The sequence below is a fragment of the Streptomyces sp. NPDC048349 genome (genome assembly GCF_040651925.1).
Taxonomy (GTDB): domain Bacteria; phylum Actinomycetota; class Actinomycetes; order Streptomycetales; family Streptomycetaceae; genus Streptomyces.
This window is the reverse complement of the sequence record NZ_JBEZLA010000055.1, coordinates 1-22,926: the sequence shown is the minus strand read 5'-3', so window position 1 is coordinate 22,926 and position 22,926 is coordinate 1. Positions and strand designations below refer to the sequence as shown.

Annotated in this window: 20 protein-coding genes and 1 pseudogene; 12 read left to right on the top strand and 9 right to left on the bottom strand. The window is 73.4% G+C overall.

Annotated features, from left to right (window positions below; all coding sequences use genetic code 11):
- Positions 1-83 precede the first annotated feature (83 nt).
- From AB0D44_RS26185 to AB0D44_RS26165, 5 genes are all read left to right on the top strand, one after another.
- The gene (locus tag AB0D44_RS26185) at positions 84-677 is read left to right on the top strand and encodes a histidine phosphatase family protein (protein ID WP_362595277.1); all 594 of its coding nucleotides are present in this window, start codon (positions 84-86) and stop codon (positions 675-677) included.
- Positions 678-724: 47 nt separating this feature from the next.
- The gene (locus AB0D44_RS26180) at positions 725-2,236 is read left to right on the top strand and encodes an APC family permease (RefSeq protein WP_362595275.1); all 1,512 of its coding nucleotides are present in this window, start codon (positions 725-727) and stop codon (positions 2,234-2,236) included.
- 9 nt (positions 2,237-2,245) lie between these two features.
- Positions 2,246-2,677 carry a universal stress protein gene (locus tag AB0D44_RS26175; protein ID WP_362595273.1) on the top strand — a complete coding sequence of 144 codons (432 nt, stop codon included), beginning with the start codon at positions 2,246-2,248 and terminating at the stop codon, positions 2,675-2,677.
- 155 nt (positions 2,678-2,832) lie between these two features.
- Entirely contained in the window at positions 2,833-3,744 is a 912-nt protein-coding gene (locus tag AB0D44_RS26170) for a methyltransferase domain-containing protein (protein ID WP_362595271.1), read from the top strand.
- A gap of 2 nt (positions 3,745-3,746) precedes the next feature.
- Positions 3,747-4,856, top strand: a complete 1,110-nt coding sequence (locus AB0D44_RS26165; RefSeq protein ID WP_362595269.1) for a hypothetical protein — start codon at positions 3,747-3,749, stop codon at positions 4,854-4,856.
- On the opposite strand, the gene AB0D44_RS26160 is transcribed toward AB0D44_RS26165, so the two are convergent.
- From AB0D44_RS26160 to AB0D44_RS26140, 5 genes are read right to left on the bottom strand one after another with little or no spacing between them, the layout of a single operon-like run.
- Positions 4,857-6,215 (bottom strand): cytochrome P450, encoded by a 1,359-nt coding sequence (locus tag AB0D44_RS26160; RefSeq protein WP_362595267.1) that lies wholly within the window; start codon positions 6,213-6,215, stop codon positions 4,857-4,859.
- Positions 6,212-6,835 carry an ATP/GTP-binding protein gene (locus tag AB0D44_RS26155; protein WP_362595265.1) on the bottom strand — a complete coding sequence of 208 codons (624 nt, stop codon included), beginning with the start codon at positions 6,833-6,835 and terminating at the stop codon, positions 6,212-6,214. The genes AB0D44_RS26160 and AB0D44_RS26155 overlap by 4 nt, the downstream gene beginning before the upstream one ends.
- Positions 6,816-7,175, bottom strand: a complete 360-nt coding sequence (locus AB0D44_RS26150) for a DUF742 domain-containing protein (protein WP_362595263.1) — start codon at positions 7,173-7,175, stop codon at positions 6,816-6,818. Before AB0D44_RS26150 ends, AB0D44_RS26155 begins: the two co-directional genes overlap by 20 nt.
- A complete protein-coding gene (locus AB0D44_RS26145; RefSeq protein ID WP_362595261.1) occupies positions 7,172-7,579 on the bottom strand; it encodes a roadblock/LC7 domain-containing protein in 408 nt (135 codons plus the stop codon). Before AB0D44_RS26145 ends, AB0D44_RS26150 begins: the two co-directional genes overlap by 4 nt.
- Entirely contained in the window at positions 7,576-9,108 is a 1,533-nt protein-coding gene (locus AB0D44_RS26140; protein WP_362595259.1) for an ATP-binding protein, read from the bottom strand. Before AB0D44_RS26140 ends, AB0D44_RS26145 begins: the two co-directional genes overlap by 4 nt.
- Before the next feature lie 705 nt (positions 9,109-9,813).
- Between AB0D44_RS26140 and AB0D44_RS26135 the strand changes: the two genes are divergently transcribed.
- Positions 9,814-11,304: an FUSC family protein gene (locus tag AB0D44_RS26135; RefSeq protein WP_362595333.1), complete on the top strand. Its 1,491-nt coding sequence runs from the start codon at positions 9,814-9,816 to the stop codon at positions 11,302-11,304.
- Here AB0D44_RS26135 and AB0D44_RS26130 read toward each other — a convergent pair.
- Positions 11,294-13,591, bottom strand: coding sequence for an ATP-binding domain-containing protein (locus AB0D44_RS26130; RefSeq protein ID WP_362595257.1), 2,298 nt, complete (start codon positions 13,589-13,591; stop codon positions 11,294-11,296). The genes AB0D44_RS26135 and AB0D44_RS26130 overlap by 11 nt on opposite strands.
- Before the next feature lie 141 nt (positions 13,592-13,732).
- On the opposite strand from AB0D44_RS26130, the gene AB0D44_RS26125 reads away from it, so the two are divergent.
- The 3 genes and pseudogenes from AB0D44_RS26125 to AB0D44_RS26115 form a co-directional block, all read left to right on the top strand.
- A complete protein-coding gene (locus tag AB0D44_RS26125; RefSeq protein ID WP_362595255.1) occupies positions 13,733-14,317 on the top strand; it encodes a GNAT family N-acetyltransferase in 585 nt (194 codons plus the stop codon).
- Positions 14,318-14,534: 217 nt separating this feature from the next.
- Complete coding sequence (locus AB0D44_RS26120; RefSeq protein WP_362595253.1) at positions 14,535-15,671, top strand: nitric oxide synthase oxygenase; 1,137 nt, start codon at positions 14,535-14,537, stop codon at positions 15,669-15,671.
- Between the two features lie 55 nt (positions 15,672-15,726).
- A pseudogene (locus AB0D44_RS26115) lies at positions 15,727-16,746 on the top strand (lactonase family protein); the annotation flags it as partial.
- 42 nt (positions 16,747-16,788) lie between these two features.
- Here the strand turns inward: AB0D44_RS26115 and AB0D44_RS26110 are convergent.
- From AB0D44_RS26110 to AB0D44_RS26100, 3 genes are all read right to left on the bottom strand, one after another.
- Complete coding sequence (locus AB0D44_RS26110) at positions 16,789-17,703, bottom strand: hypothetical protein (protein ID WP_362595251.1); 915 nt, start codon at positions 17,701-17,703, stop codon at positions 16,789-16,791.
- A gap of 96 nt (positions 17,704-17,799) precedes the next feature.
- Positions 17,800-18,486: a uracil-DNA glycosylase gene (locus tag AB0D44_RS26105; protein WP_362595249.1), complete on the bottom strand. Its 687-nt coding sequence runs from the start codon at positions 18,484-18,486 to the stop codon at positions 17,800-17,802.
- Positions 18,487-18,497: 11 nt separating this feature from the next.
- Entirely contained in the window at positions 18,498-19,589 is a 1,092-nt protein-coding gene (locus tag AB0D44_RS26100; protein ID WP_362595247.1) for an exo-alpha-sialidase, read from the bottom strand.
- A 219-nt stretch (positions 19,590-19,808) separates the two neighbouring features.
- Here AB0D44_RS26100 and AB0D44_RS26095 point away from each other — a divergent pair, with 219 nt between their 5' ends.
- The 3 genes from AB0D44_RS26095 to AB0D44_RS26085 all read left to right on the top strand — a co-directional run bounded on the left by AB0D44_RS26095 (position 19,809) and on the right by AB0D44_RS26085 (position 22,818).
- On the top strand, positions 19,809-21,182 hold the full coding sequence (locus tag AB0D44_RS26095; RefSeq protein ID WP_362595245.1) for a wax ester/triacylglycerol synthase family O-acyltransferase: 1,374 nt from the start codon (positions 19,809-19,811) through the stop codon (positions 21,180-21,182).
- A gap of 80 nt (positions 21,183-21,262) precedes the next feature.
- Entirely contained in the window at positions 21,263-22,363 is a 1,101-nt protein-coding gene (locus AB0D44_RS26090) for an NADH:flavin oxidoreductase/NADH oxidase (protein WP_362595243.1), read from the top strand.
- An 83-nt stretch (positions 22,364-22,446) separates the two neighbouring features.
- Positions 22,447-22,818 (top strand): helix-turn-helix domain-containing protein, encoded by a 372-nt coding sequence (locus AB0D44_RS26085; protein WP_362595241.1) that lies wholly within the window; start codon positions 22,447-22,449, stop codon positions 22,816-22,818.
- Positions 22,819-22,926 lie beyond the last annotated feature (108 nt).

The window sequence follows — 22,926 nt, the reverse complement described above, 5'->3', positions numbered from 1 at the left end:
GCACCCACCTTCATGAGGCCCGACAGTGACACGCGCACGGGGGCCCGCGCCGCCGACATGCCGGAGGGCTTAGGGTCCGGAGGATGAGCGACCTGCTGCTGGTGAGGCACGGCGAGACGGCGTGGAGCGCCGACGGGCGGCACACCGGGCGCACCGACGTCCCGCTGACCGCGCGCGGGGTCGACGAGGCCGTCTCGCTGGCCCCCTACTTCCGCGACCGCCATCCGGCGCTCGTCCTGACCAGCCCGCTGCGCAGGGCCGTCGCCACGGCCGAGCTCGCGGGGCTCACCGGCACAGTGACCGACCCGGACCTGTACGAGTGGGACTACGGAGGCTACGAGGGCGTCACCACCGCGGAGATCCAGCGGACCACACCCGACTGGTCCCTGTGGACCCACGGGGTGCCGCCCGGCGACGAGGAGCATCCCGGCGAGAGCGCCGCCCAGGTGGGCGCCCGCGCGGACCGCGCCCTGGCCCGGGTCGCCCCGGTGCTGCGCGCGGACGGCGGCAACGTGGTCATCGTCGCCCACGGCCACTTCCTGCGCGTCCTCACCGCCCGCTACCTGGGCCTGGGCCCGGCGGAGGGCCGGCTGTTCCTGCTGCGCACCGGCACCGTCAGCACGCTCTCCACGGAGCACGGGCTCCCCGTGATCGCGGGCTGGAACACCCGCCCGTAGGGGTCTGCCGCCGCGCGCGGTCGTCGTCGGCGGGTGACCATGCGTACATGTCCGAAGACAGCGCGGGCCGCGAGGGCCCGCAGGCCGCGGCCCCGGAGCAGGGGCTGAAGGCCAACGCGATCGGGTTCCTCGACGCGCTGGTCATCGGCCTGAACTCGACCTCGCCCGCCTACTCCCTGGCGGCCGTGCTCGGGCCGATCGTGGCCCTCGTCGGGATCTACGCGCCGGGCGTGATGCTGGCCTCCTTCGTCCCGATGCTCCTGATCGCCGCCGCCTTCTACTACCTCAACAAGGTCGACCAGGACTGCGGCACGACCTTCTCGTGGGTCACCCGGGCCATGGGCCCGTGGGCGGGCTGGCTCGGCGGCTGGGCCATCGCCATGACCGGCGTCCTGGTCATCGGCTCGCTGGCGGACGTCGCCGTCACCTTCGGTCTGCTCGCCGCCGGACTCGACGACTGGGCCGCCCACGACGTGGTCCGCCAGAGCCTCACCGTGAGCGTGATCGTGGCCATGACCGCCGTCTGCGTCATCGGCACCGAGCTGTCGGCCCACCTCCAGGACGTGCTCATCCTCGCCCAGGTCTTCTTCCTCCTGACCTTCGCGGTGGTCGCCCTCTACCGGATCTACGCCGGGACCAGCACCCTCGACGCGATCGAGCCGTCCGTCACCTGGCTCAACCCCTTCGGCGCCGGCGGCGCGGCACTGACCGGCGGCCTGCTCCTCGGCGTGTTCATCTACTGGGGCTGGGAGTCGGCGGTCAACCTCACCGAGGAGGTGCAGAACTCCGCCACGGCGCCCGGCAAGGCCGGCATCTGGTCGACGGTGGTCCTGCTCGTGACCTACCTGTCCGTCGGCTTCGCCGTCGTCGGCTACGCGGGCACCGCATTCCTCGCCGAGAACGCCGTCGAGGAGGAGGCCGTCTTCGCCGTGCTGGCCCACGAGGTCATGGGCGGCTGGGACTGGGTGGTCCTCCTGGCGGTGTGCACCTCGGCCCTCGCCTCCACCCAGACCACGATCATCCCCGCCTCCCGCACCGCCCTGTCCATGGCCCGCCGCCACGCGCTGCCGCACGGCCTGGCGCACATCCACCCGCGGTTCAGGACCCCGGACGTGAGCACGTGGTGGGTGGCGGGCATCGCGATCGGCTGGTACCTCGTCGTCAACCAGATCAGCGAGAACGCGCTCCTGGACTCGCTGACCGCGCTGTCCCTGCTCATCGCCTTCTACTACGCGCTCACCGGGCTGGCCTGCGCCGTCTACTACCGGCGCCACCTGCTGGAGAACGCGCACAACTTCCTGCTCATCGGCCTCGGCCCGGTCCTCGGCGCCGGTCTGCTCGGCTGGCTGCTGGTGGAGTCGGTCGGCGACATGTCCGACCCGGAGAACTCCGCCGGCGGGGTGTCCTGGTTCGGGCTCGGCCCACCGCTGGTCATCGGCATCGCCATCGCCGTCGTCGGCGTTCTCGTCATGTGCTTCTGGCGGCTGCGGGACGGCACGTTCTGGCAGGAGCGCCGCGGGGTCGCCGATCCGGACCTCGTCCACGGCCGGAAGAGCTGAGGAGCCGCGATGTCCGTCGTCCTCGGATACGACGAGTCGCCCGGCGCGGAGCGGGCGCTGCGCGTGGCGCTCGAGGTCGCCACCGCCTTCGGGGAGCCGCTCGTCCTCGTCTACGGGGCCGCCGCCCCCGGCGCCGGCGGCGAGGAGTACCGGGCGCACCGGGAAGCCGTCCGGCAGGCCGGCCGCAGCGCCCTGGCGCACGCCGTGGAAGCCGCCGACGAGGCGGGTGTGCCCTCGATGGTCGAGGTGGTCGACGACAGGCCCGCGCAGGCCCTGCTCGACGCCGCCCGGCGGCACCACGCGCGCGTCATCATCGTCGGCACCTGGGGCGACAGCCCGATCCGCGGAGCCCTCCTGGGGTCCACCCCGCACAAGCTCCTGCACCTCTCGCCGGTCCCGGTGCTGTGCGTACCGACGGAACACGGCGGCCACGGGGTCTGACCCATCGCCATATGCGACCAACTTGGCCGGAAATCGCGCCATTTCATGTGTGACTATGCTCAATGCCTGTGTGATCAAGTCGTTTTACCGATCGCAGATGGGCAGAGTGGGGCGGCCGATGAACACCCCCACGTGACCGCAAAACCGGAGAACCGATGGACAGCAACCTCGTCATCCAGCCCCACACTGGTGGCCGGGCGTTCGACGAGAGCCAAGTGCCGCTCTACTACAGCCGGAAGACGGCTGACATCCTCCACAAGTACGGTCCGGGACCGCGGGTCCACTTCCACGTGGGGCTCTTCGCTCCCGGCGCGGCACCCAACACCACGGTCTCCCAGCGCGTGATCAAGTGCCGCATCGTCGAGTCCCAGGAGGCGATAGTCGACCACGCCGCCCGGACCTGGGGCGCGTACACCACCCCGCCCGCCCGGCTCCTCGACATCGGCTGCGGGCTCGGAGGCAGCGCGCTCTACTGGGCGCAGGAGCACGGTACGACCGTCACCGGCCTCACCGTCGCGGAAGAACACGTGCCCCTCATCGAGCGGTTCGCGCACCAGGCCGGCGTCGGCGACCGGGTGACCCCGCTGCTGGCCGACGTCCACGCGTTCCGCACCGAGCAGAGGTACGACGCCGCCTACGCCAACGAGAGCTCCGGCTACATGGACCGAGAGCGGCTCTTCGAGGTGGTCGCCAAAGCCCTGAAGCCGGGCGGGTGGTTCGGGATACAGGAGCACTTCATCCGCCGTCCCGAGTGGACCGAGTTCATCGACGGCTACTACAAGACCCGCCTCGGCACCCTCACCGAGTACATCGCCGCCGCCGAGGCCGCCGGGTTCGAGCTGGAGCAGGACGAGGACCTCACCGACCGGGTCGCCGAGTTCTGGGTCCAGTCCATGGCCTGGAATACCGCCGAGCTGGACCGGATCGAGCGCACCAAAACGCCCTCCGCCTGGTCCTGCGAGCGGCTGAGGGAATCGACCATCACGCACGGCAAGCTGTTCCGCGTCTGGCGCGACCACGCGCTGGAGACCAGACAGCTGCTCTTCCGGCTGGGCGGGGGCAGCTGACCATGCCTCCCGTGTACGACAAGGACGCCCACCCCTCGCGCATCGGCTGGCAACTGCCGCCGTTCTACTGCCCGTTCAACGAAGGGCTGATCCATCCCAAGGCCGCCGAGCTCGAAGAGCGGGCGACGCAATGGATCGACGACTTCGGCATCTACCCCGACGCCACTGAGCGCGCCTGGGGTCTGGCCACCCACAGCGCCGACTTCACCAGCCGCATCATCCCGTACGGCGACGTGGAGCCGGTGCTGCTGTTCATCGAGTGGAACTACTGGGCCAACGCGGTCGACGACTGGCAGGACTCCGGGTCCACCGCCACCCGCACCGCGGACATCGCGGACCACAGCATGCGGCTGGTCCGCTCCATCGAGGCCCCCGGCTCCGGGCTGCTGCCGCCGGGCCCGCTCACCGAGGCCCTCGAGGACCTCGTGGCCCGCACCCGCGCCCTGCTCACGCCGTTCCAGCTGCGCAGGTTCACCGAGGGGACCCGGGACTGGCTGTTCGGAGCCGGCTGGCAGACCTCCAACGCCGAGCGCGGGGTCATGCCCTCCCTCAACGACTTCGCGGCGATGCGGATGTCGGTCAACGGCACCCGTTTCACCCTGACCTGGTGCGACGCGGCCAACGGCATCCGCGTACCGGCCGAGGTCCTGTACTCGCCGTCCGTACAGGCCCTCACCGACGCCGCGGGCTTCATCGTCTCCTGCGACAACGACCTCTACTCGTACAACAAGGAGGACCACCAGGAGCCCTGGGAGCAGAACCTGCTCAACGTCGTCGCCCGGCACCACGGATGTACTCCGCGCGAGGCACTGGTCCCGGCCGTGGCCCTGCGGGACCGTGCCATGACCCTCTTCGTCCGGCTGCGCGAGCAGCTCGCCGGGGGCGCCGACGAGCAGCTCGGCCGCTACCTCGACTCGCTCGGCCACTACGTGTCGGGCTGCATCGAGTGGCAGAACCTCGCACCGCGCTACGCCAGCCCCCGCAACCGCAACGAACTCCCGGTCGAGGGCGCGTCGTACGAGATCACCTGGCGGGACACGCCCAGCGACCCCAGCCTCGAGCCGCTGCCGATCCCGGCCATCGCCTGGTGGTGGCAGCAGCTCGACGGCTGATCAGCGGCGTCGCAGCAGCCGTGCCCACCAGGGCGCCCGGGCGGGCGGCCGCTCCTCGAAGAACGGGGCGGCCGGCGGCGCGGGCGCCGTCGGGGGTACGGGCGTGCTGCCCGTGACCGTGCTGCCGCGGGGGGTGAACCGCACCGGGAGCGCCACCAGATGGCGGGACATGAGCGAGGCCGTCCACCGCAGGTCCGCCTCCGGAACGGCCAGTTCCACGTCGGGCAGGCGCGTCAGCAGGGTGTCGATGCCGGTGTCTGCGATGGCCCGCCCGATGTCCTGACCGGGGCACTCGTGCGGGCCCCCGCTGAAGGCCAGGTGCGAACGGTTCCCGTTCACCGGGGCGGAGAGGTCGGGACGGATCTCCGGGTCCACGTTGCCCGCGGCGAGGCCGAGCAGCAGCATGTCGCCGGCCTTGATCTGCTGGCCGCCGAGCTCCGTGTCGCCCGTCGCCCAGCGGCCCAGGATCGTGGTGAGCGGAGGCTCGTCCCACAGCACCTGCTCCAGGGCATCGGGCAGGGTCATGTGGCCGCCGGAGAGGTTCGCGCGGAACCGGCCGTCGGTGAGCACCACCCGCAGCGTGTTGGCGATCAGGTTGGCCGTCGTCTCGAACGCCGCGATCAGCACCAGCCGCAGGTGCTCGATGATCTCCGCGTCGGACAGCGACGAGGAGTGTTCCAGCAGCCAGGAGGTGAAGTCCCGGCCGGGCACCGCCCGCTTGCGGCTCACCAGCTGGAACAGCGCGTCCGTGATGTACGCGTTGCTGGCGACGGCCGTCTCGGTGCCCCTGAGCATGTCGCGGGCGGCCTCGACGAGGCGCGGGCCGTAGGAGTCCGGCATACCGACCAGCTGGGTCATCACCAGCATCGGCAGCGGCTCGGCGAAGTCACCGACCAGATCGACGCGCCCCGTCTCGGCGAACGAGTCGATCAGCTGGTCGGCGAAGCGCGTCACGTACCGCCGGATGCCGCGCCGGTCGAAGCGCTCCAGGGACTCGGTGACCGCGCCGCGCAGCCGCTCGTGCTCCACGCCGTCCTGGAAGTTGCACACCGGCTGCCAGGCGGCCACCGGGGTCAGCGGATGGTCCGCGGGGACCTTCCCCTCCTGCATGTCGCGCCAGCGGCGCGAGTCCCGGGAGAACCGCGACGGGGTGCGCGCCACGTCCAGGTTCTCGCGGTGGCCGAGCACCAGCCACGCCGGCAGGTCGCCCTGGAGGAGGACGGGGGCCACCGTGCCGTGCTCGGCCCGCAGCTTCTCGTACAGACCCATCGGGTCGGCCTCGGCCTCCGGCCCGTAGAGCCGGTGCGCGGGGCAGCCCGGCGGCGGAGTGGGAGCGGCGGGGGAGGGGGGAGTGGTCACGATGCCTCCGGGGTCACGGCGAGGGAGTGCAGATAGCGCATCAGCGTCATCAGGACGTCACGGCTGGAGTCGCGGCGCCGGGCGTCGCAGAGCACCAGCGGGACGGACGCGGGCAGGTCGAGGGCGCTGCGCAGCTCCTCGACCGGGTACTGGGGCGCGTCGGGAAAGGAGTTGACGGCGACCACGAAGGGCACCCCGCGCTCCTCCAGCCGGCCGATCACGTCGAAGCTGACCTCCAGCCGACGGGTGTCGACCAGGACCACCGCGCCCAGCGCGCCCTCGAACAGACCGCGCCACAGGAACCAGAAGCGCTGCTGGCCGGGAGTGCCGAAGAGGTACAGCACCAGTTCCTCGTTGATGCTGATCCGGCCGAAGTCCATGGCCACGGTGGTGGACGTCTTGCGCTCCACGCCCGCGGGGTCGTCGACGCCGACCCCGGCCTGGGTCATCGTCTCCTCGGTGGTCAGGGGCCGGATCTCGCTCACCGCGCCGACCAGGGTCGTCTTTCCGACCCCGAACCCGCCCACGATCACCACCTTGACCGCGGCGGCGGCCGTGGCCGGCAGTACGTCCTCGCGCCGCGGCCCGGCGGGCGACGCCTCAGAGCTTTCGAAGTCCATCGATCACTGCCTCAATCAATGCCAGGTCGGGGAGTTGGGCGCGGGCCACGGGTGCGCGGGAGAGCACCTTGCCCGCCGTGAGCAGGTCGTCGATCAGGACGGTGACCACGCTCACCGGCAGGCCGAGGTACGCGGAGATCTCGGCCACCGAGAGGGGTGCCTGGCACAGCCGCATGATCGCCGCGTGCTCCGGCTGCATGCCGGGCCGGGGCCCCGACGTGGCGACGATCAGTGTGACCAGGTCGAGGCCGCTGGGAACTAACGGTCCGCTGCGACCGCCCGTGATGACGTACAGCCGCTCGGGACTGCCGTCTTCCCAGTTGTTGCCCGGGTCCCTCACGCGGGCTGCCTGTCGCTGCGCGGCGGGCTGCTGAGGTGCTCTCCGATCCGTGCCACGAGGTCGCGCATCCGCTGGCCCATCAGCCCCGCGTCGACGCCCTCGTCGGCCAGTACCGCCAGATACGCCCCGGCGCCCGCCGCCATCAGGTAGAAGAACCCGCCGTCCATCTCGATCACGACGAGCCGCATCCGGCCGTTGCTGTGGGGGAGCTCGGAGGCCACCGCACCGGCGAGGCTCTGCAGTCCGGCGCAGGCGGCGGCGAGACGGTCGGCCGTGTCGGTCTCCGCGCCGTACTGGGCCATCCGCAGTCCGTCGGCGGAGAGCACGATGACGTGCCGGGTCTGCGGAACGCTCTCGGCCAGGTCCTTGAGCATCCAGTCCATATTGGTCTGCTGCTGACTCATGGCTGTTCCCCCTTGCTCGCCGAGGCCGGCGAGGCGTCTGGTGTCTGGCTGTCCGCGATGTGGGTTCCGGCGGGGCGGCTTTCCCCGGACAGGCCGCTCTGGAAGGCGGCCAGCCACATCCCGGGCTGTGCTTCGGTCCGGTCGGGGACCTCGGCCGTGGTCTGCTCGACGGCTGCGGGCTCTTCGTGGGCCGTGGCACGCGCCTTGCGGCGGCGCTGCGGCAGACCGTTCGGGGTCCGCTCGGTCACGACCGGAGCCCCGTCCCCCTCCGCCGCCCACTGCGGGCCCGAGGCCGGCCGGGGCGGCTGCGCGGACGCGGCCGCCGGCTCCAGGGCCGCGCGGGGGCCCGAGGAGGTGCCGATGCCGTGGGCGACGCCGGTCGCGGTCGACACGGTGGTGATCAGCTCCTGCGGAACGACGAGGACGGCCCGTACCCCGCCGTACGCCGAGGAACGCAAGGACACCCGGAAGCCGTACGCCTGCGCGAGCCGGCCGACCACGGCGAGGCCCAGTCGCGGGGTCTCTCCCAGGTCGGTGAGGTCGATGCCCTCCTGCGCCTGGCGCAGCATGCGCTCGGCCCGCTTGCGGGCCTCCTCGCTCATGCTCAGGCCGCCGTCCTCGATCTCGATCGCGATGCCCGAGTTCACGTCGACGGCGGTCAGGTGGACCTTGGTCTGCGGCGGGGAGTAGCGGGTGGCGTTGTCCAGCAGCTCCGCCAGCGCGTGGATGAGCGGCTCGACCGCCGGGCCCACCACGGCGACCTGGGAGACGGAATGCAGCTCCACGCGCTGGTAGTCCATGATCCGGGACATGGCCCCGCGCAGCACGCTGTAGAGCGGCACGGCCTTGTTCCACTGGCGGCCGGGCCGCGCACCGCCGAGCACGGCGATGGAGTCGGCGAGCCGGCCGATGAGCGCGGTGCCGTGGTCGAGCCGGAGCAGATCGCCGAAGACGTCCGGGGTCTGGCCGTGCCGGTCCTCCATCTCCCGCAGTTCCTGGGCCTGTTGGTGCACGATCGCCTGGACGCGGCGGGCGATGTTCACGAAGGCCCGCTGCGCCGAGTCGCGCAGGTCCTCCTCCGCGACCACGGCGTCGAGCACCGACCGCAGCACCGCGTGGTGGGCGGCCCGGAAGGCGGGCGTCAGCCCGGGCTGGTAGGTGCTGGCGTCCTCCAGGGAGGCGAGCACGTCCTCCGGGAACTCGCCCTTGCGAAGGCGCGCCACGACGTCCGGCAGCAGTGCCTCGGCCAGCCGTACGGTCTCGGTCTGCTGCCGCGACAGGGCTGCCTCCTGCACGGCGACCGTGGCACGGAGCTCCGCGAGCGCCCTGCCGCGCCGGGCGGCCTCACCGCACGCGAGCGCGACGGCGACGAAGGCCGCGACGCCGACCCACGCCACGGGGGTGCGGGCAGGTGCGGAGACCAGCGCCACCGTGACCGCCGCGAGCGCGGCGGTCAGCAGGGCGGGCAACGCCCACACGACGGGTGAGGTGGGCCCTGGACTGCCGGGCGACGATCCCTCTCGAACCATCAGAACCCTCAAACGATCGAATGCGAAAGATCATTGGACAACAGCCCGGGATCTTATCCGTTCAGCGCACGAGACTTGACAACAGGTCACGATGCGGGCCGCCCGCCTGCGTTGGCGTCGCGCGCCCTGACCTGAAATGGATCCAGGCCGCCCGCCCGCCCCGATCACGCGACCCCGCCGTCCGCGCCGCCAGGACCCGTACGACACCTGTCCGCCGCCCGTACACGAGCCCGGCGCGCGGCGGCGCCGGGCCTCTCCGATTGGCTGAATTCCACCGGGTGCCCGCAAGGCCGCCGGGACCCGGCGCACCGGCGTACCGAGCAGGCGCCGGGCCCCCCACCCGAGGAGGCGGCCGGTCCACGGGCCGGCGCGGCCGTCTCGTGCCCGCCGAAGGCCGGGTGCCCCGGCCCGGGCCTCGCGTCGGTGCCTGGCGTCCGGGCCGGTCCGTTGGTACCCCCATGGCCGAAGATCGCGGCAGAAAATCGGGCCATTGGCACAGTCACGAGGCGCCGTGTTGAGCCAGTGGGCTCACAGATGTTTATCTGTGTCGTATCCATGTACTTTCGGCGCCGCGCAGCGCCGGACGGCAACGAGGCCGTCCGGAGCGCGGCGCTTCGCCGTGCCCGTGCGCCGCCCACCACCCCCGGGCGGCCGCCGGGCCGGCGCGCACCACTGCAAGGGGGGCGGCACACCGCCGTGAAGAGGATGTTCGTGGCTCCGGACCCGGGGCGTATGAGACTGCGCAACTCGGCCCGCGCGGTGATCGGCGTCGCCGCCGCCGTGGCCCTCGCGGAACTCTGCGGTCTGTCCCTGACCGCCTCCATCACCGGGGGACTGGCCGCCCTGCTCGCCCTCTTCACCGTGGTCGACACCAGCGTGCGCGCCCAGCGCGCCACCACCGCCCTGCTGCCCGCCGCCGGCTTCCCCGTCCTCGCGCTGGCCACCACCCTGCACGGGGTTCCGCTCGCCCGGGACGCCGCCTTCCTCGCCGTCGTCTTCGCCGGGGTCTACGCCCGCCGCTGGGGCCCGCGCGGCCACGCCCTCGGCATCTTCGGCTTCATGATGTTCTTCGTCACCCAGTTCCTGCACGCCCTCCCCGGACAGCTGCCCGAGCTGTACGCCGCCGTCGGGCTGGCCCTCCTCGCCGCCGCGGCCGTGCGCTTCGTGCTCTGGCCCATCGAACGGCGCACCCCGCCCGCGGCCGCCCCGCCCGGGCTGCCGGGCACGGGCCTCGCACGGCCCACCACCCGCCAGGCCTTCCAGGCCACCGCCGCCTGCGCCTTCGCCCTCGCCATCGGCCAGGCCCTGTCCGAGGACCGCTGGTACTGGGCCGTCGGCACCGCCTGGTGGATCTTCGTCAACACCGCCTCGCGCGGCGAGACCCTTGTACGGGGCTTCCGGCGCGTCCTCGGCACCGTCCTCGGCATCGCCGCCGGCCTGCTGATCGCCGTACCGCTGCACGGCGCGCCCGCGCCGACCGCCGCACTCGTCGCCGTGTGCGTCTTCGGCATCTTCTACACCGCCGCCCCCTCGTACTCCTGGATGATGTTCTTCGTCACCGTCATGGCCGGGCTGCTCTACGGACTCCTCGGCGTCCTGCACCCCGGCCTGCTGGTCCTGCGCTTCCAGGAGACCGCGATCGGCGCGCTCGGCGCCGCGCTCGCCGTCGTGATCATCCTCCCGGTGACCACCCACGCCGCCAACGACGCCTGGATCCAGCGCGCCCTGCACTGCGTCCGCGCCTCCACAGCGGCCGCGCTGGAACGGCTCGCGGGGAACCCCGACGCCGACCCGGGCCCCCACGCCGCCGAGCTGGAAATGCTGCTCGCCCGCGTCCGGATGGCCCTCGCGCCGCTCGTCCACCCGCTGAGCCCGCTGCGCGCCCGCAAGGCCAGGGCCCGGCAGGTCCTGGCGCTGCTCGACGACTGCGCCCGCGAGGTGCGCGGGCTGGTCGCCGTCGCCGCCGACCCGCAGGCCTCGCACGACGCCCGGCTGGCCGCCGCGTGCTGGCGCGTGGAGGCCGCCGTCGAGGCGCTCACGGCCCCCGACAGCACCCCGGAGCTCATCGTCGCGCCCCGGCCCTCCGAGCCCGCGGAACCGGCCCTCGCCCACCTGCACGGCCTCGAGCACGCCCTCGTCGCCCTCGCCGCCCCGCTGCGCACCGACCCGCGGGCCCCCCTGGTCATCAGCGCCTGAGCAGCCCCTCCCCGGCCGCCTCCAGCCCCTGCGGAAGCCGGCCCGGGGTGTGCACCACCCCGAGGGCCTGCGTGGCCCGGGTCAGCGCCACGTACAGGTCGCTCGGCTGGAGGTCGGCCGGCTCCACCACGATCACCGTGTCGAACTCCAGCCCCTTGGCCTGGCGCGGGTCGAGGAGGACGACCTCCCGGGTCAGATCCGGCTCCGCCCCGGCCCGTACGCCCGGCAGCTGCCCGGCCAGCGGGGCGTGCAGCTCCCGCGGTGCGATCACCGCGAGCCGCCCCTGCGCGGGCAGCTCCCGCCGCACCTCCTGCGCTACCGCCCCCGCCAGGTCGCCCGCCGCCCGCGCCCAGGGACGCACCCCGGTGGCCCGCACCGAGCTCGGCGGGGCGAAGCCGGGATCGCGGGAGCGCAGTACGGCGGCCGCCACCTCCATGATCTCGGCCGGCGTGCGGTAGTTGACGCCCAGCCGGACCAGCTCCCAGCGCTCGCCCACGTACGGCCGCAGGATCCGCTCCCACGAACCGCAGCCCGCCTCCTCGGCGGTCTGCGCCGGATCGCCGACCAGGGTCATGGAACGGGTCGGGCAGCGCCGCATCAGCAGCCGCCACGCCATCTCCGACAGCTCCTGCGCCTCGTCCACGATGACGTGGCCGAAGGCCCAGGTGCGGTCCGCGGCGGCCCGCTCGGCCGCGCTGCGGTGGTCGGCCTCCTCCTGGCGCTCGGCCATCCGCTCGGCGTCGATGATGTCGTGCGCCGCCAGGTACTCGTTCTCCTCGTCCTCGAACTCGTAGGACCGGGAACCCTCCGACAGGTCCAGCACCCCCTGCGCGTACGCGATGCGCCGCTGCCGCTCGCGCTCCTCGGCCGCGCGCCGCGCGCTGTCGTCCTCCCCGAGCAGCTCCGCCGCCTCGTCCAGCAGCGGTACGTCGGCCGGGCTCCACTGCGGCCGCGCGGACGGCTCGCGCCGGATCAGCTCGGCCTCGTGCGCCGGCAGGTGCGTGGGCTCGGCCAGGAAGTCCGCGACCAGGCGCTCGGGGGTCAGGGAGGGCCACAGCGAGTCGATCGCCGCGTGCACGGCGGGGCTCATCGCGATCTCCTTGCCCAGCTGGGCCACGTCGTCCGGGCCCAGCAGGTTCGGGCCGCCGTACGGATCCGCCCCCAGCCGGTCGGCCAGCTGCGCCGTGAGCGCGTCGATGATCCCGAAGGCGAAAGAGGGCCGCGCCTGGTTGTGCGGCAGCCCCGTGGCCCGGGCCCGGTCCCGCGCCTCGTAGGCCATCGTGCGGTCCAGCAGCAGCGTCCCGTAGTCGTCGTGGTCGATCTCCAGCGCGGGCTCGGGGACCGTGTCGTACTCCTCGCCGGTGCCCGCCGGCACCGACTCGGGCAGGCGCTGCCGGTCCTCGACCACGCGCGCCAGGACCTGCGCCATCGACGCCCGGCCCTTCACCGCGGCCGCCCCGGGCCGGTCGGTGCCGGTCGCGTGGACGCCGGGGTAGAGCTCGCCCGGCGTCGAGAGCAGCACGCCCGTCTCGCCCAGCGCCGGCAGCACCCCGCCGATGTAGCCCAGGAACGCGGGACCCGGCCCGACGATCAGCACCCCGCGCTTGGCGAGGAGCTCGCGGTGTGCGTACAGCAGGTACGCGGCACGGTGCAGGGCGACCGCCGTCTTGCCGGTGCCCGGACCGCCCTCGACGACCAGCACCCCGCGGTGCGTGGAGCGGATGACCCGGTCCTGCTCGGCCTGGATGGTGCGCACGATGTCGTGCATCCGGCCCGTACGGGCGGCGTCCAGTGCGGCGAGCAGGACGGCGTCCGCGTCGGCGCCCTCGTACCCGGTGCGCTCCGCGTCGCTCAGGTCGAGGATCTCGTCGTGCAGGGCGGTGACCACCCGCCCGCGGCTGCTGATGTGCCGGCGGCGGCGCAGGCCCATGGGGGTGTGGCCGGTGGCGAGGTAGAACGGGCGGGCCACCTCCGCGCGCCAGTCCAGGACCAGCGGCGTGCGCTCCGCGTCGTCGGCGCGGATTCCGAGCCGGCCGATGTGGTGGTCACGGCCGTCGGAGAACTCCAGACGGCCGAAACACAGGCCGTTCTCTCCTGCATTCAGTGCGGAAAGCAGGCCGGACTGCTCAGCGACCAGGACATCGCGCTCGAGACGTGCCTGAGCCCCGTTGGCGACCTCGCGCAAAGCCCCTGCGACAGCACGTTCGGCCTGGTCACGCAGGTGGTCGAGGCGCAGGTAGAGGTCGGTGACGAATTGCTGCTCTTTCCGGAATTCCTCGGTTGACAATTGCACTCCTGCCGCGATACAGTGTCCTCGAATGCTTCTCCATGCCTTCCTTTCCCAGCGAAGTCATGAACCATTCAATATACGCTCTCTCCTCCCTCGGCAGCGAATTCGGCCGGGGGATTTTTTGCGTACCGTGGTCCCATGACCACCGCACACGGCTCCGCCGACGGCATCGTCTACCGCCTCGCCCGCCCCGAGGACGCGGGGGCGATCGAGGCCCTCGACGGTTCTTTCACCACCGATACGGTCTTCGAGGTGGTTCCCTCCGGCGGCGCCGGCCTCGGGTTCCTGCTCCGCGAGGTGCCCGCGGACCCGCCGCTCTACAAGGAGTTCCCGCCCGAGGAGCACGACGAGCAGGGCTCCGGGGGCGGGGCCGGCGCGGGCGGGGACGCGCGCACCTACGTGGCCGTCGACGGCGGCCGGGTGTGCGGCTTCGCCGCCGTGGGCTACGCCGCGTGGAACCGGCGGCTGACCATCGAGGACATCGAGGTCGCGCCCGGCCACCGGGGCCGCGGCATCGGCCGCGCGCTGATCGAGTGCGCGGCCGGCTTCGCCCGTGAACGGGGCGCCGAGCACCTCTGGTTGGAGGTGAGCTCCGTCAACGCCCCGGCCGTACACGCCTACCGGCGCATGGGGTTCACCCTGTGCGGTCTCGACACCACGCTGTACGGAGGTACGCCCGCGGCGGGGGAGCGGGCGCTCTTCATGAGCCGGCCCTGCCGCTGACGCGTCGGCGGACCGGGTCAACTCCCGTGTTGCGGCGGATCGTACGCCCCTTCGAGTGCCGACCGCAGGCCTATCGGTGAAGATCACCCGGAGGAGTGTTCCGTGCCTCCCTTGCCCGCGGCGCTGACCTGCGGCATGTACAACGGGTGAGTGTTCATTGCACATTCATCCGGCACGTACAGGGTGGATCTGGTCGAACAGGGGGTACCGGCCCGGGATGGAAATACTTCAACAGCGCTCCACCACCGCCCAGGTGTGGGAAGCGGCCGAGGAGTTCATCCGACTCTTCCACAGGGAGAACCGTGATGCCGGCGATCCGCGTGACCGGCTCGCCGCTGTTCGGGCCGAACTCGCGGAGACCGGTACCTACCGGCACACCCCCGAGGAGCTGGTCCACGGGGCGCGGGTGGCCTGGCGCAACAGCAACCGCTGCATAGGCAGGCTCTATTGGAACTCCCTGCGGGTCCGTGACCGCCGGGAGCTGACCGACGCCGACGACATCGCCGCCGAATGCTTCGCGCACCTGCGCGAGGCGACCAACGGCGGCCGGGTCCGGCCCACGATCACGGTCTTCGCCCCGGACGCCCCGGGCCGCCCCGGCCCGCTGATCTGGAGCGAACAGCTCGTCCGCTACGCCGGCTACGGGGACCACCACTCCGTCACCGTCGGCGACGCCCGCAACGCCCCGCTGACCGAGGCCCTGCTCCGGCTCGGCTGGCCCGGCGGCGCCGGCACCCCCTTCGACCTCCTGCCGCTCGTGGTGCAGGGCGTCGACGACAAGCCCCGGTGGTTCGACACCCCCCGGGACGCCGTCCTGGAGGTACCGATCGGGCACCCCGACGACGAGGGCTGGGCGGCCTGGGGGCTGCGCTGGCACGCCGTCCCCGCCATCTCCAACATGTGCCTGGAGATCGGCGGCCTCCACTATCCGGCCGCGCCGTTCAACGGCTGGTACATGGGCACCGAGATCGGCGCCCGCAACCTCTCCGACACCGACCGGTACAACCTGCTGCCCGCCGTGGCCCGGCGGCTCGGCCTGGACACCTCCAGCGACCGCTCGCTGTGGAAGGACCGCGCGCTCGTCGAGCTCAACCGGGCGGTCCTGCACTCCTTCGACCGGGCCGGGGTCACCATCGCCGACCACCATTCCGAAGCCCGGCGCTTCCTGTCCCACCTGGAGCGGGAGGAGCGCAAGGGCCGGGACGTGGGCGCGGACTGGTCCTGGATCGTGCCGCCGATCTCCGGCTCGGCGACCCCGGTCTTCCACCGCACGTACGAGGACCGGCCGAGCAGCACGGCGTACGTCCACCACCCGGGCGCCCAGGAGCGGGCCCAAGGGCGGGATTTGGTATAGACCTTCTGTTACCGTCGGCCCCGGACGGATCCGGAACGGCGGAGAGGGGCATCCCGTGGACGGCGCGGACAGCACGGACCGAAGCGGCGGACACCGGGCCTACATCGGCTCGTTCACCTCGGGGGGCGGCCGCGGTGTCACCACCGCGGCCGTGGATCCGGCCACCGGGGCCCTGACCCCGCTCGCGGCCACCGGCGCCGCCGTCGCGGACCCCTCGTACCTCGCGCTCGCCCGGGACTCCGGCGTGCTCTACGCGGTGAGCGAGACCGCGCAGGGGGCGGTGGCCGCCTTCACGCCCACGGCCGAGGGCCTCGCCCCGCTCGGCGCACCCGTCCCCGTCGGGGGCTGCGGACCCACCCATCTCGCCCTGGTCGGGCACCGGCTGCTCACCGCCAACTACACCTCGGGCGGCGTCAGCAGCCTCCCGCTCGCCGCCGACGGCCGCCCCGGCGGGCCCGCCGCCGTCCTCGCGCACGAGGGCTCCGGCCCCGACGCCGACCGGCAGGAGCGGCCGCACGCCCACCAGGTGCTGCCCGACCCGAGCGGCCGTTGGGTGCTCAGCGTGGACCTCGGCACCGACTCCGTACGGGTCTGCGCGCTCGACCCGGCCACCGGCGCGCTGCGGCTGCACACCGAGACCGCCCTGCGGGCCGGGACCGGACCCCGCCACCTCGCCTTCCACCCGCAGGGGACGGTCGCCTACGTCCTGCACGAGCTGGAGCCGCAGCTGACCGTCTGTCGCTGGAACGCGGCCGCGGGGCAACTGGAACCGGTCGCCGAGGTTCCGGTCGCCTCCACGGGCCCCTCAGCGGCCGTACGGGCCTACCCCTCCGCGGTCGTCGCCTCGCCCGACGGGCGGTTCGTCTGGGTCGCCGTCCGCGGCGCCGACACCATCGCGACCTTCTCCCTGGCCGCGGGCGCCGAGGAGCCGGAGCCCGGCGGAGCCGTGGGCTGCGGCGGCAGCTGGCCGCGGGACCTCGCCGCGGACCGCGCGGGGCGCCGCCTCTACGCGGCCAACGAGCACTCGGGGGACGTCACCTGGTTCGACGTCGACCCCGTGACGGGGCACCCCCGCCGGTCGGCGGGGGCCCTTCCGTCCGTCCGGGAGCGGGGCAGGTCAGTGCGCCGAGGTGCCCTGGGTGAGCCCGAGGGCCGCGGAGTACTGCGCAACGGCGAGCTTGCCGAGCGCGCCGTAGGCGCCCAGCACCTCGGAGGCGGCGCAGTCGGCTTCCTTGCAGGCGGTGTCCAGCAGCCCCTCGGCGGCCTCCGGGCCGATCAGGTACGGGGCGAGCGCGAGCTGCGTGGAACCCTCGCGGCGCAGCTGCTCGGCGACGGCGGCCACCGAGCCCTCCTGGTCCAGCGCGGCCGCCTTGACCGGCACGGCGAGCCGGGCGGCCAGCAGCATCCCGGTGATCCCGGCGGCCTGCACGGCCTCCTCGCCGCCGGTGGTGGCCAGGACGATGCCGTCGGCGGCGGTGGTCACGGTGAACAGCCGGGCGCGGTCGGCGCGGGCCAGGCCCGCCTCGGACAGGCGCACGTGCAGGCCCTCGGCGAGCAGCGGGTGCGGGCCGAGCACGTCGGCCAGCTCGGCCGCGGCCGAGGAGTCCATGAGCGCCTGGCGGACCCGGCGCAGCAGGTCGCCGTCGGGGCCCGCCAGCAGCGGGACCACCACGGCGTCCGGGCCGGTGGGCGCGGGCACCTCGTGGCCGGCGGCGCGGGCGAACTCCGCACGCGCGGCGCGCTCGGTCGCGACGGCGGTCAGGACGCCGGACAGGGACGGGAACTCGGAGGCGTCGTCACCCTCGAGGAAGCCGACGCGGGCATCGAGGCCGGGCAGCTCGGAACGGCCGATGCTGATGATCTCTTCCGCCAGCCCGCGCGAGGCGGCCGAAGGGACACCGGGCACGGCGAGCACCAGCGCGGGCGCGCCCTCGGGCGCCGCCGCGGGCTCGGGCCGGCGGTGCCGTCCGGTCTGGCGGGGTCGCGGCATTCGTACGGGCAGGCCATTTGCGGGCCCAGTGGGGGAGCTCATGGCGCCGCATGCTACTGGCTTATCGGAACCGGGTGTTCGGGCAGGGCCGTCCCCGGTGGCATCTGTCCGCATTTATCCGGTGAAGAGCAGACAGGGTCAACTGACGGACGGCAAGCGCCAGTCCACAGGCTGTGATCCTTGCTCCACCAGCATCCGGTTCGTCCTGCTGAACGGGCGGGACCCGAAGAACCCGAAGTCGGCGGACTTGGGGGAGGGGTGGGAGGACTCCACCACCGGCAGTTCGCCGAGCAGCGGCCGCAGGTTGCGGGCCGCCCGGCCCCACAGGATGGACACCAGCGGCTTGCCGCGCGCGGCGAGCGCCCGGATGGCCTGGTCGGTGACGGCCTCCCAGCCCTTGCCCTGGTGGGCGTTGGACCTGCGGGGCGCGGTGGTCAGCGAGCGGTTGAGCAGCAGCACGCCCTGCCGGGTCCACGGGGTGAGGTCGCCGTTCGCGGGCCGGCCGGTCCCGAGGTCCCGGTGGAGCTCCAGGAAGATGTTGTCGAGGCTCGGCGGCACCGGCCGGACCTCGGGCGCGACCGAGAAGGACAGGCCCACCGCGTGCCCCGGGGTGGGGTACGGGTCCTGGCCCACGATGAGGACCTTGACCTCGTCGAAGGGCTGCTGGAAGGCGCGCAGGACGTGGGCCCCGGCGGGAACGTAGGTCCGGCCCGCCGCGATCTCGGCGCGCAGGAAGTCGCCCATCGCGGCGATCTGTCCCGCCACCGGTTCCAGAGCCCGGGCCCAGCCCGGCTCGACGATCTCGTTCAACGGTCGTGCTGCCACGGTGGATCACTCTACTGGCCGATCGTCGCCGCCCGTACGCACAGGACGTCGGGCAGGTGCTCGGCCAGCAGCTGCCAGGTCTCGCCGTCGTCGTGGCTGGCGTACAGCTCGCCGTTGCGGTTGCCGAAGTAGATCCCGGCGGGGTCGGCGTCGTCCGTGCACAGCGCGTCGCGGAGCACCGTGCCGTAGTGGTCCCCGGCGGGCAGGCCCTTCGAGAGCGGCTCCCAGCTGGCGCCCGCGTCCCGCGTGCGGAAGACCCGGCACCGGTGCTCGGCCGGCACCCGGTCGGAGTCCGCGTTGATCGGGAAGACGTAGGCCGTGTCCGGCCGGTGCGGGTGGGCGGCGACCGCGAAGCCGAAGTCGGAGGGCAGTCCGCCGCCGATGTCGGTCCACCGGGCCCCCGCGTCGTCGCTGCGGTAGACGCCCCAGTGGTTCTGCAGGTACAGCCGGTCCGTGTTCCCGGCGTCCTGGGCGATCTTGTGGACGCACTGGCCGAACTCGGGGTGCGGATCGGGCAGGAAGACCGCCGACACCCCGTCGTTGGAGGGCTCCCAGCTGGCCCCGCCGTCCTTCGTGCGGAACACCCCCGCGGTGGAGACGGCCACCGTCACCGCGTCCGGGTCGCGCGGATCGGTGATCACCGTGTGCAGCCCCTCGCCGTCGCCGCCCGGCTGCCAGCTGCCCCGGCTCGGGTGCTCCCACAGCGGGCGCACCAGCTCGAAGGACTCGCCGCGGTCCGTCGAGCGGAACAGCGCGGCCGGCTCCGTGCCCGCGTAGACCACGTCCGGCGCCTCCGGCCCGGCGGGCTGGAGCTGCCAGACCCGCTCCAGCGAGGCGCCGGTGTCCTTGGGGAACCTCACCGGCGCCCCGGCCGGCTCCCGCCACGTCGCCCCGAGGTCGTCGGAGCTGAAGACGGACGGCCCCCAGTGCGTGCTGTCCGCGCCGGCCAGCAGCCGGGGCTGCGGATCGCGCCGGTCGATGGCGAGGGCGTACACGGCCTGGGCGTTGAACCGGGGACCGTCGAACTCCCAGGGGCCTCCGCCCCGGCGGCGTCCGATGAAGAGCCCCTTGCGGGTACCCACGAGCAGCAGTACGTCGGCCATGGCCGCACCTCCGGACTTCGTCGTCCATGCTCCAGTGCTTTCCGGCCAGTCTGCACCCGCCCACCGACAGCGGCCCGGCGGGCGGCGCGGTGCTCGGAATCACTGATTCATACTGATCATTTACCACTCGTTTACGACCGTGAAATGGTGGTTGCTTGCATGCGGGTGTTCGGAATGGGTTGACTTCAGGCCACCGCAGTCGCACGCGAGAGGACGTACGTGGCCACCGAGCACTTGTCTCCGCTCGACCTTGCCTTCTGGCGGATCGAATCCGCCGCCCACCCCATGCACCTGGGCGCCCTCGCCGTCTTCACGGCCGGCGGCCGCCGCGGATCCGGCGCCGCCGGGCACGCCGCCGCGCACGCCGCCGAACTGCTCGCCGCCCGCTGCGCCGCCGTCCCGGGCCTGCGCCGCCGGATCCGGGACGTCCTGCTGCCGGTCGGCGCCGCCGCCTGGTCCCCCGACCCGGGCTTCGACCCCGCACGGCACGTCTTCCTCGTCCCGACGGACGACCCCCTCCCGCACACCGCTGCGGGCCCGCTGATGGCACGGCCCCTGGACCGGGACCTGCCGCCCTGGGAGGCGCACGTGCTGGCCGGGCCGGACCCGGACTCCTTCGCCGTCCTGTTCAAGTTCCACCACGCCCTCGCCGACGGCCTGGGGGCGCTCGCCCTGGCCGCGGCGCTGTTCGACGAGGACCCTGCCCTGCGGCCATCCGCGCCGCCCGGCCCCGCGCCCCGCCCCCTCCCCGAGCAGCCGGCCCTTCCCGGGCAGCGGGCCGGCGCCGCCCTGCGCCGGCTGCCCGGCGTCCTGGCGGCCCGCGTGCAGGGGGTCGGCCAGGCCCTGGAGATCGGCGCAGCCGTCGCCCGCGCCGGGCTGCCGCTCGGGGTCCCCGGGGCGCTCACCGCCGGAGCCTCCGGCGCGGGAGCCCGTACGGTCGCGGGGCTCGCGCTCGACCTGGACGAGGTCAACCTCGTCCGCAAGGCCGCCGGGGGAACCGTCAACGACGTGCTGATCTCCGTGGTCGCCGGAGCGCTGCGGCGCTGGCTGGAGGGCCGGGGCGACCCCGCGCCCAGCGGGCCGGGGCCGCGCGCCCTGATCCCCGTCTCCCGCCGCGGCCGGCCCGGGGGCGGCGGGGCCAACCGGCTGTCCGGGTACCTGCTGCGGCTCCCGCTCGCCGAGCGGGACCCGCTGCTGCGCCTGGACCGGGTACGGGCGGCGATGGACCGGAACAAGGACGCCGGGCCTGCCCGCGGCGCGGGGGCCGTCGCCCTGCTCGCCGACCACGTCCACCCGCTGGGCCACCGGCTCGGCGGCCCGATCGTCGCCCAGGCGGCCCGGCTGCTCTTCGACATCCTGATCACCAGCGTCCCGCTGCCCGGCCTGACCTTCTCCCTCGGCGGGAGCCGGGTCCGCGAGGTCTACCCGCTCGCCCCGCTGGCCCACGGGCAGTCCCTGGCCGTGGCGGTCTCCACTTACAAGGGAACCGCCCACTACGGCCTCGTCGCCGACGCCGCGGCCGTCCCCGACCTGCCCGCCCTCGCGCAGGCGCTGCGGGCGGAGCTCGACGCTCTTGTACGAGAGGTCTCGTAGTACGAGAGATTTCGTAGTACGGTGACTCTCGTACTTAGCCGCCGATCCCCGGTGCGCCCGGTGACGTCTGGAGAGCCCTGATGAGTGCTGCCCCCGCTGCCTTCGCAGCCCTGTTCGCGCCCTACACCCTCCGCTCGGTCACGATCCCGAACCGCGTGTGGATGGCCGCGATGTGCCAGTACAGCGCCGACGCCTCCGGTCCGAACGCGGGCGTGGCACACGAGTGGCACTTCGCCCACTACGCCGCCCGCGCCGTCGGCGGCACCGGCCTGATCATCCAGGAGGCCACCGCCGTCTCCCCGGAGGGGCGCATCTCCCCCTACGACCTCGGCATCTGGAACGACACCCAGGTCGAGGCACTGCGTCGGATCACCTCCTTCCTCAAGGCGCAGGGCACGGTCCCCGGCATCCAGATCGCCCACGCCGGACGCAAGGCCTCCACCGACCGCACCTGGAAGGGCGGCGGACCCGTCGGAGCCGAGGCGCACGGCTGGCAGCCGGTCGCGCCGAGCGCCGTGCCGTTCTCCGAAGACCACCCGGTCCCCCACGAGCTGACCATCGATGAGATCCACGAGATCGTCGGGCAGTTCGCGGCCGCGGCCGAGCGCGCCCTCGCGGCGGGCTACGAGGTCGTGGAGATCCACGGCGCCCACGGCTACCTGATCGGCGAGTTCCTCTCCCCGCACAGCAACGGGCGCACCGACGCGTACGGCGGCTCCTTCGAGAACCGCACCCGCTTCGCCCTCGAAGTCGTCGACGCCGTACGGGCCGTGTGGCCCGAGGAGCTCCCGCTGTTCTTCCGGATCTCCGCCACCGACTGGCTGGAGGACGCCGGCTGGACCGCCGACGAGACGGTCCGGCTGGCCGGACTGCTCGAGCAGCACGGGGTGGACCTCCTCGACGTCTCCACCGGCGGCCTCGCCCCCGGGGTGACGATCCCCGTCGGCCCCGGCTACCAGGTCCCCTTCGCGGCCCGGGTGAAGGCCGAGACGAGCCTGCCCGCGGCCGCCGTGGGCCTGATCACCGAACCGGAGCAGGCCGAGAAGATCCTGGCCAACGGCGAAGCCGACGCGGTCCTGCTGGGCCGGGAGCTGCTGCGCGACCCGTACTGGGCCCGCCGCGCGGCCGCCGAACTGGGCGGTGAGATCCGTACGCCCGCCCCGTACCACCGGTCCTGGTGACGGCGGGCCCGCATCCGGCCCTGCTCATACGATGACTCTCGTACGATGGGGGCCCGACCACGGCGAGCGAGCGGAGCAGGGACATGACGGAACGTGACGCGGCCCGCGCCCTCGCCCACCCCGAGGCGGCCGGCATCCGCCTGGAGGGCGTTCTGCACGCCCTCTCCGACCCGGTCAGGCTCTCCATCGTCCGGGATCTCGACGGCTCGGCCTCGGCCCTGGCCTGCTCCTCCTTCGAGCTGCCGGTCACCAAGTCCACGACCACCCACCACTTCCGCGTCCTGCGGGAGAGCGGTGTCGTCCGTCAGACCTACCGCGGCACCACCAAGCTGAACGCCCTGCGCCGCGAGGAACTGGAGGAGCTCTTCCCGGGCCTGCTCGACAGCGTCCTCACGGCGGCCGCGGCCGAGGAAGCCCGCCTGGCCGAGGTCCGGGCCGCCCCGGAGGGCTTCTGAGCCCCGGAGGGCCTCTAGGGGGTGTCTGACGGAGGTCCGCGGCGTCGCGGTGCCCGGCACGCACTCTCGCCGCACCGGCCGAAAGCCCAAGTACGTCCAGTACGGGGG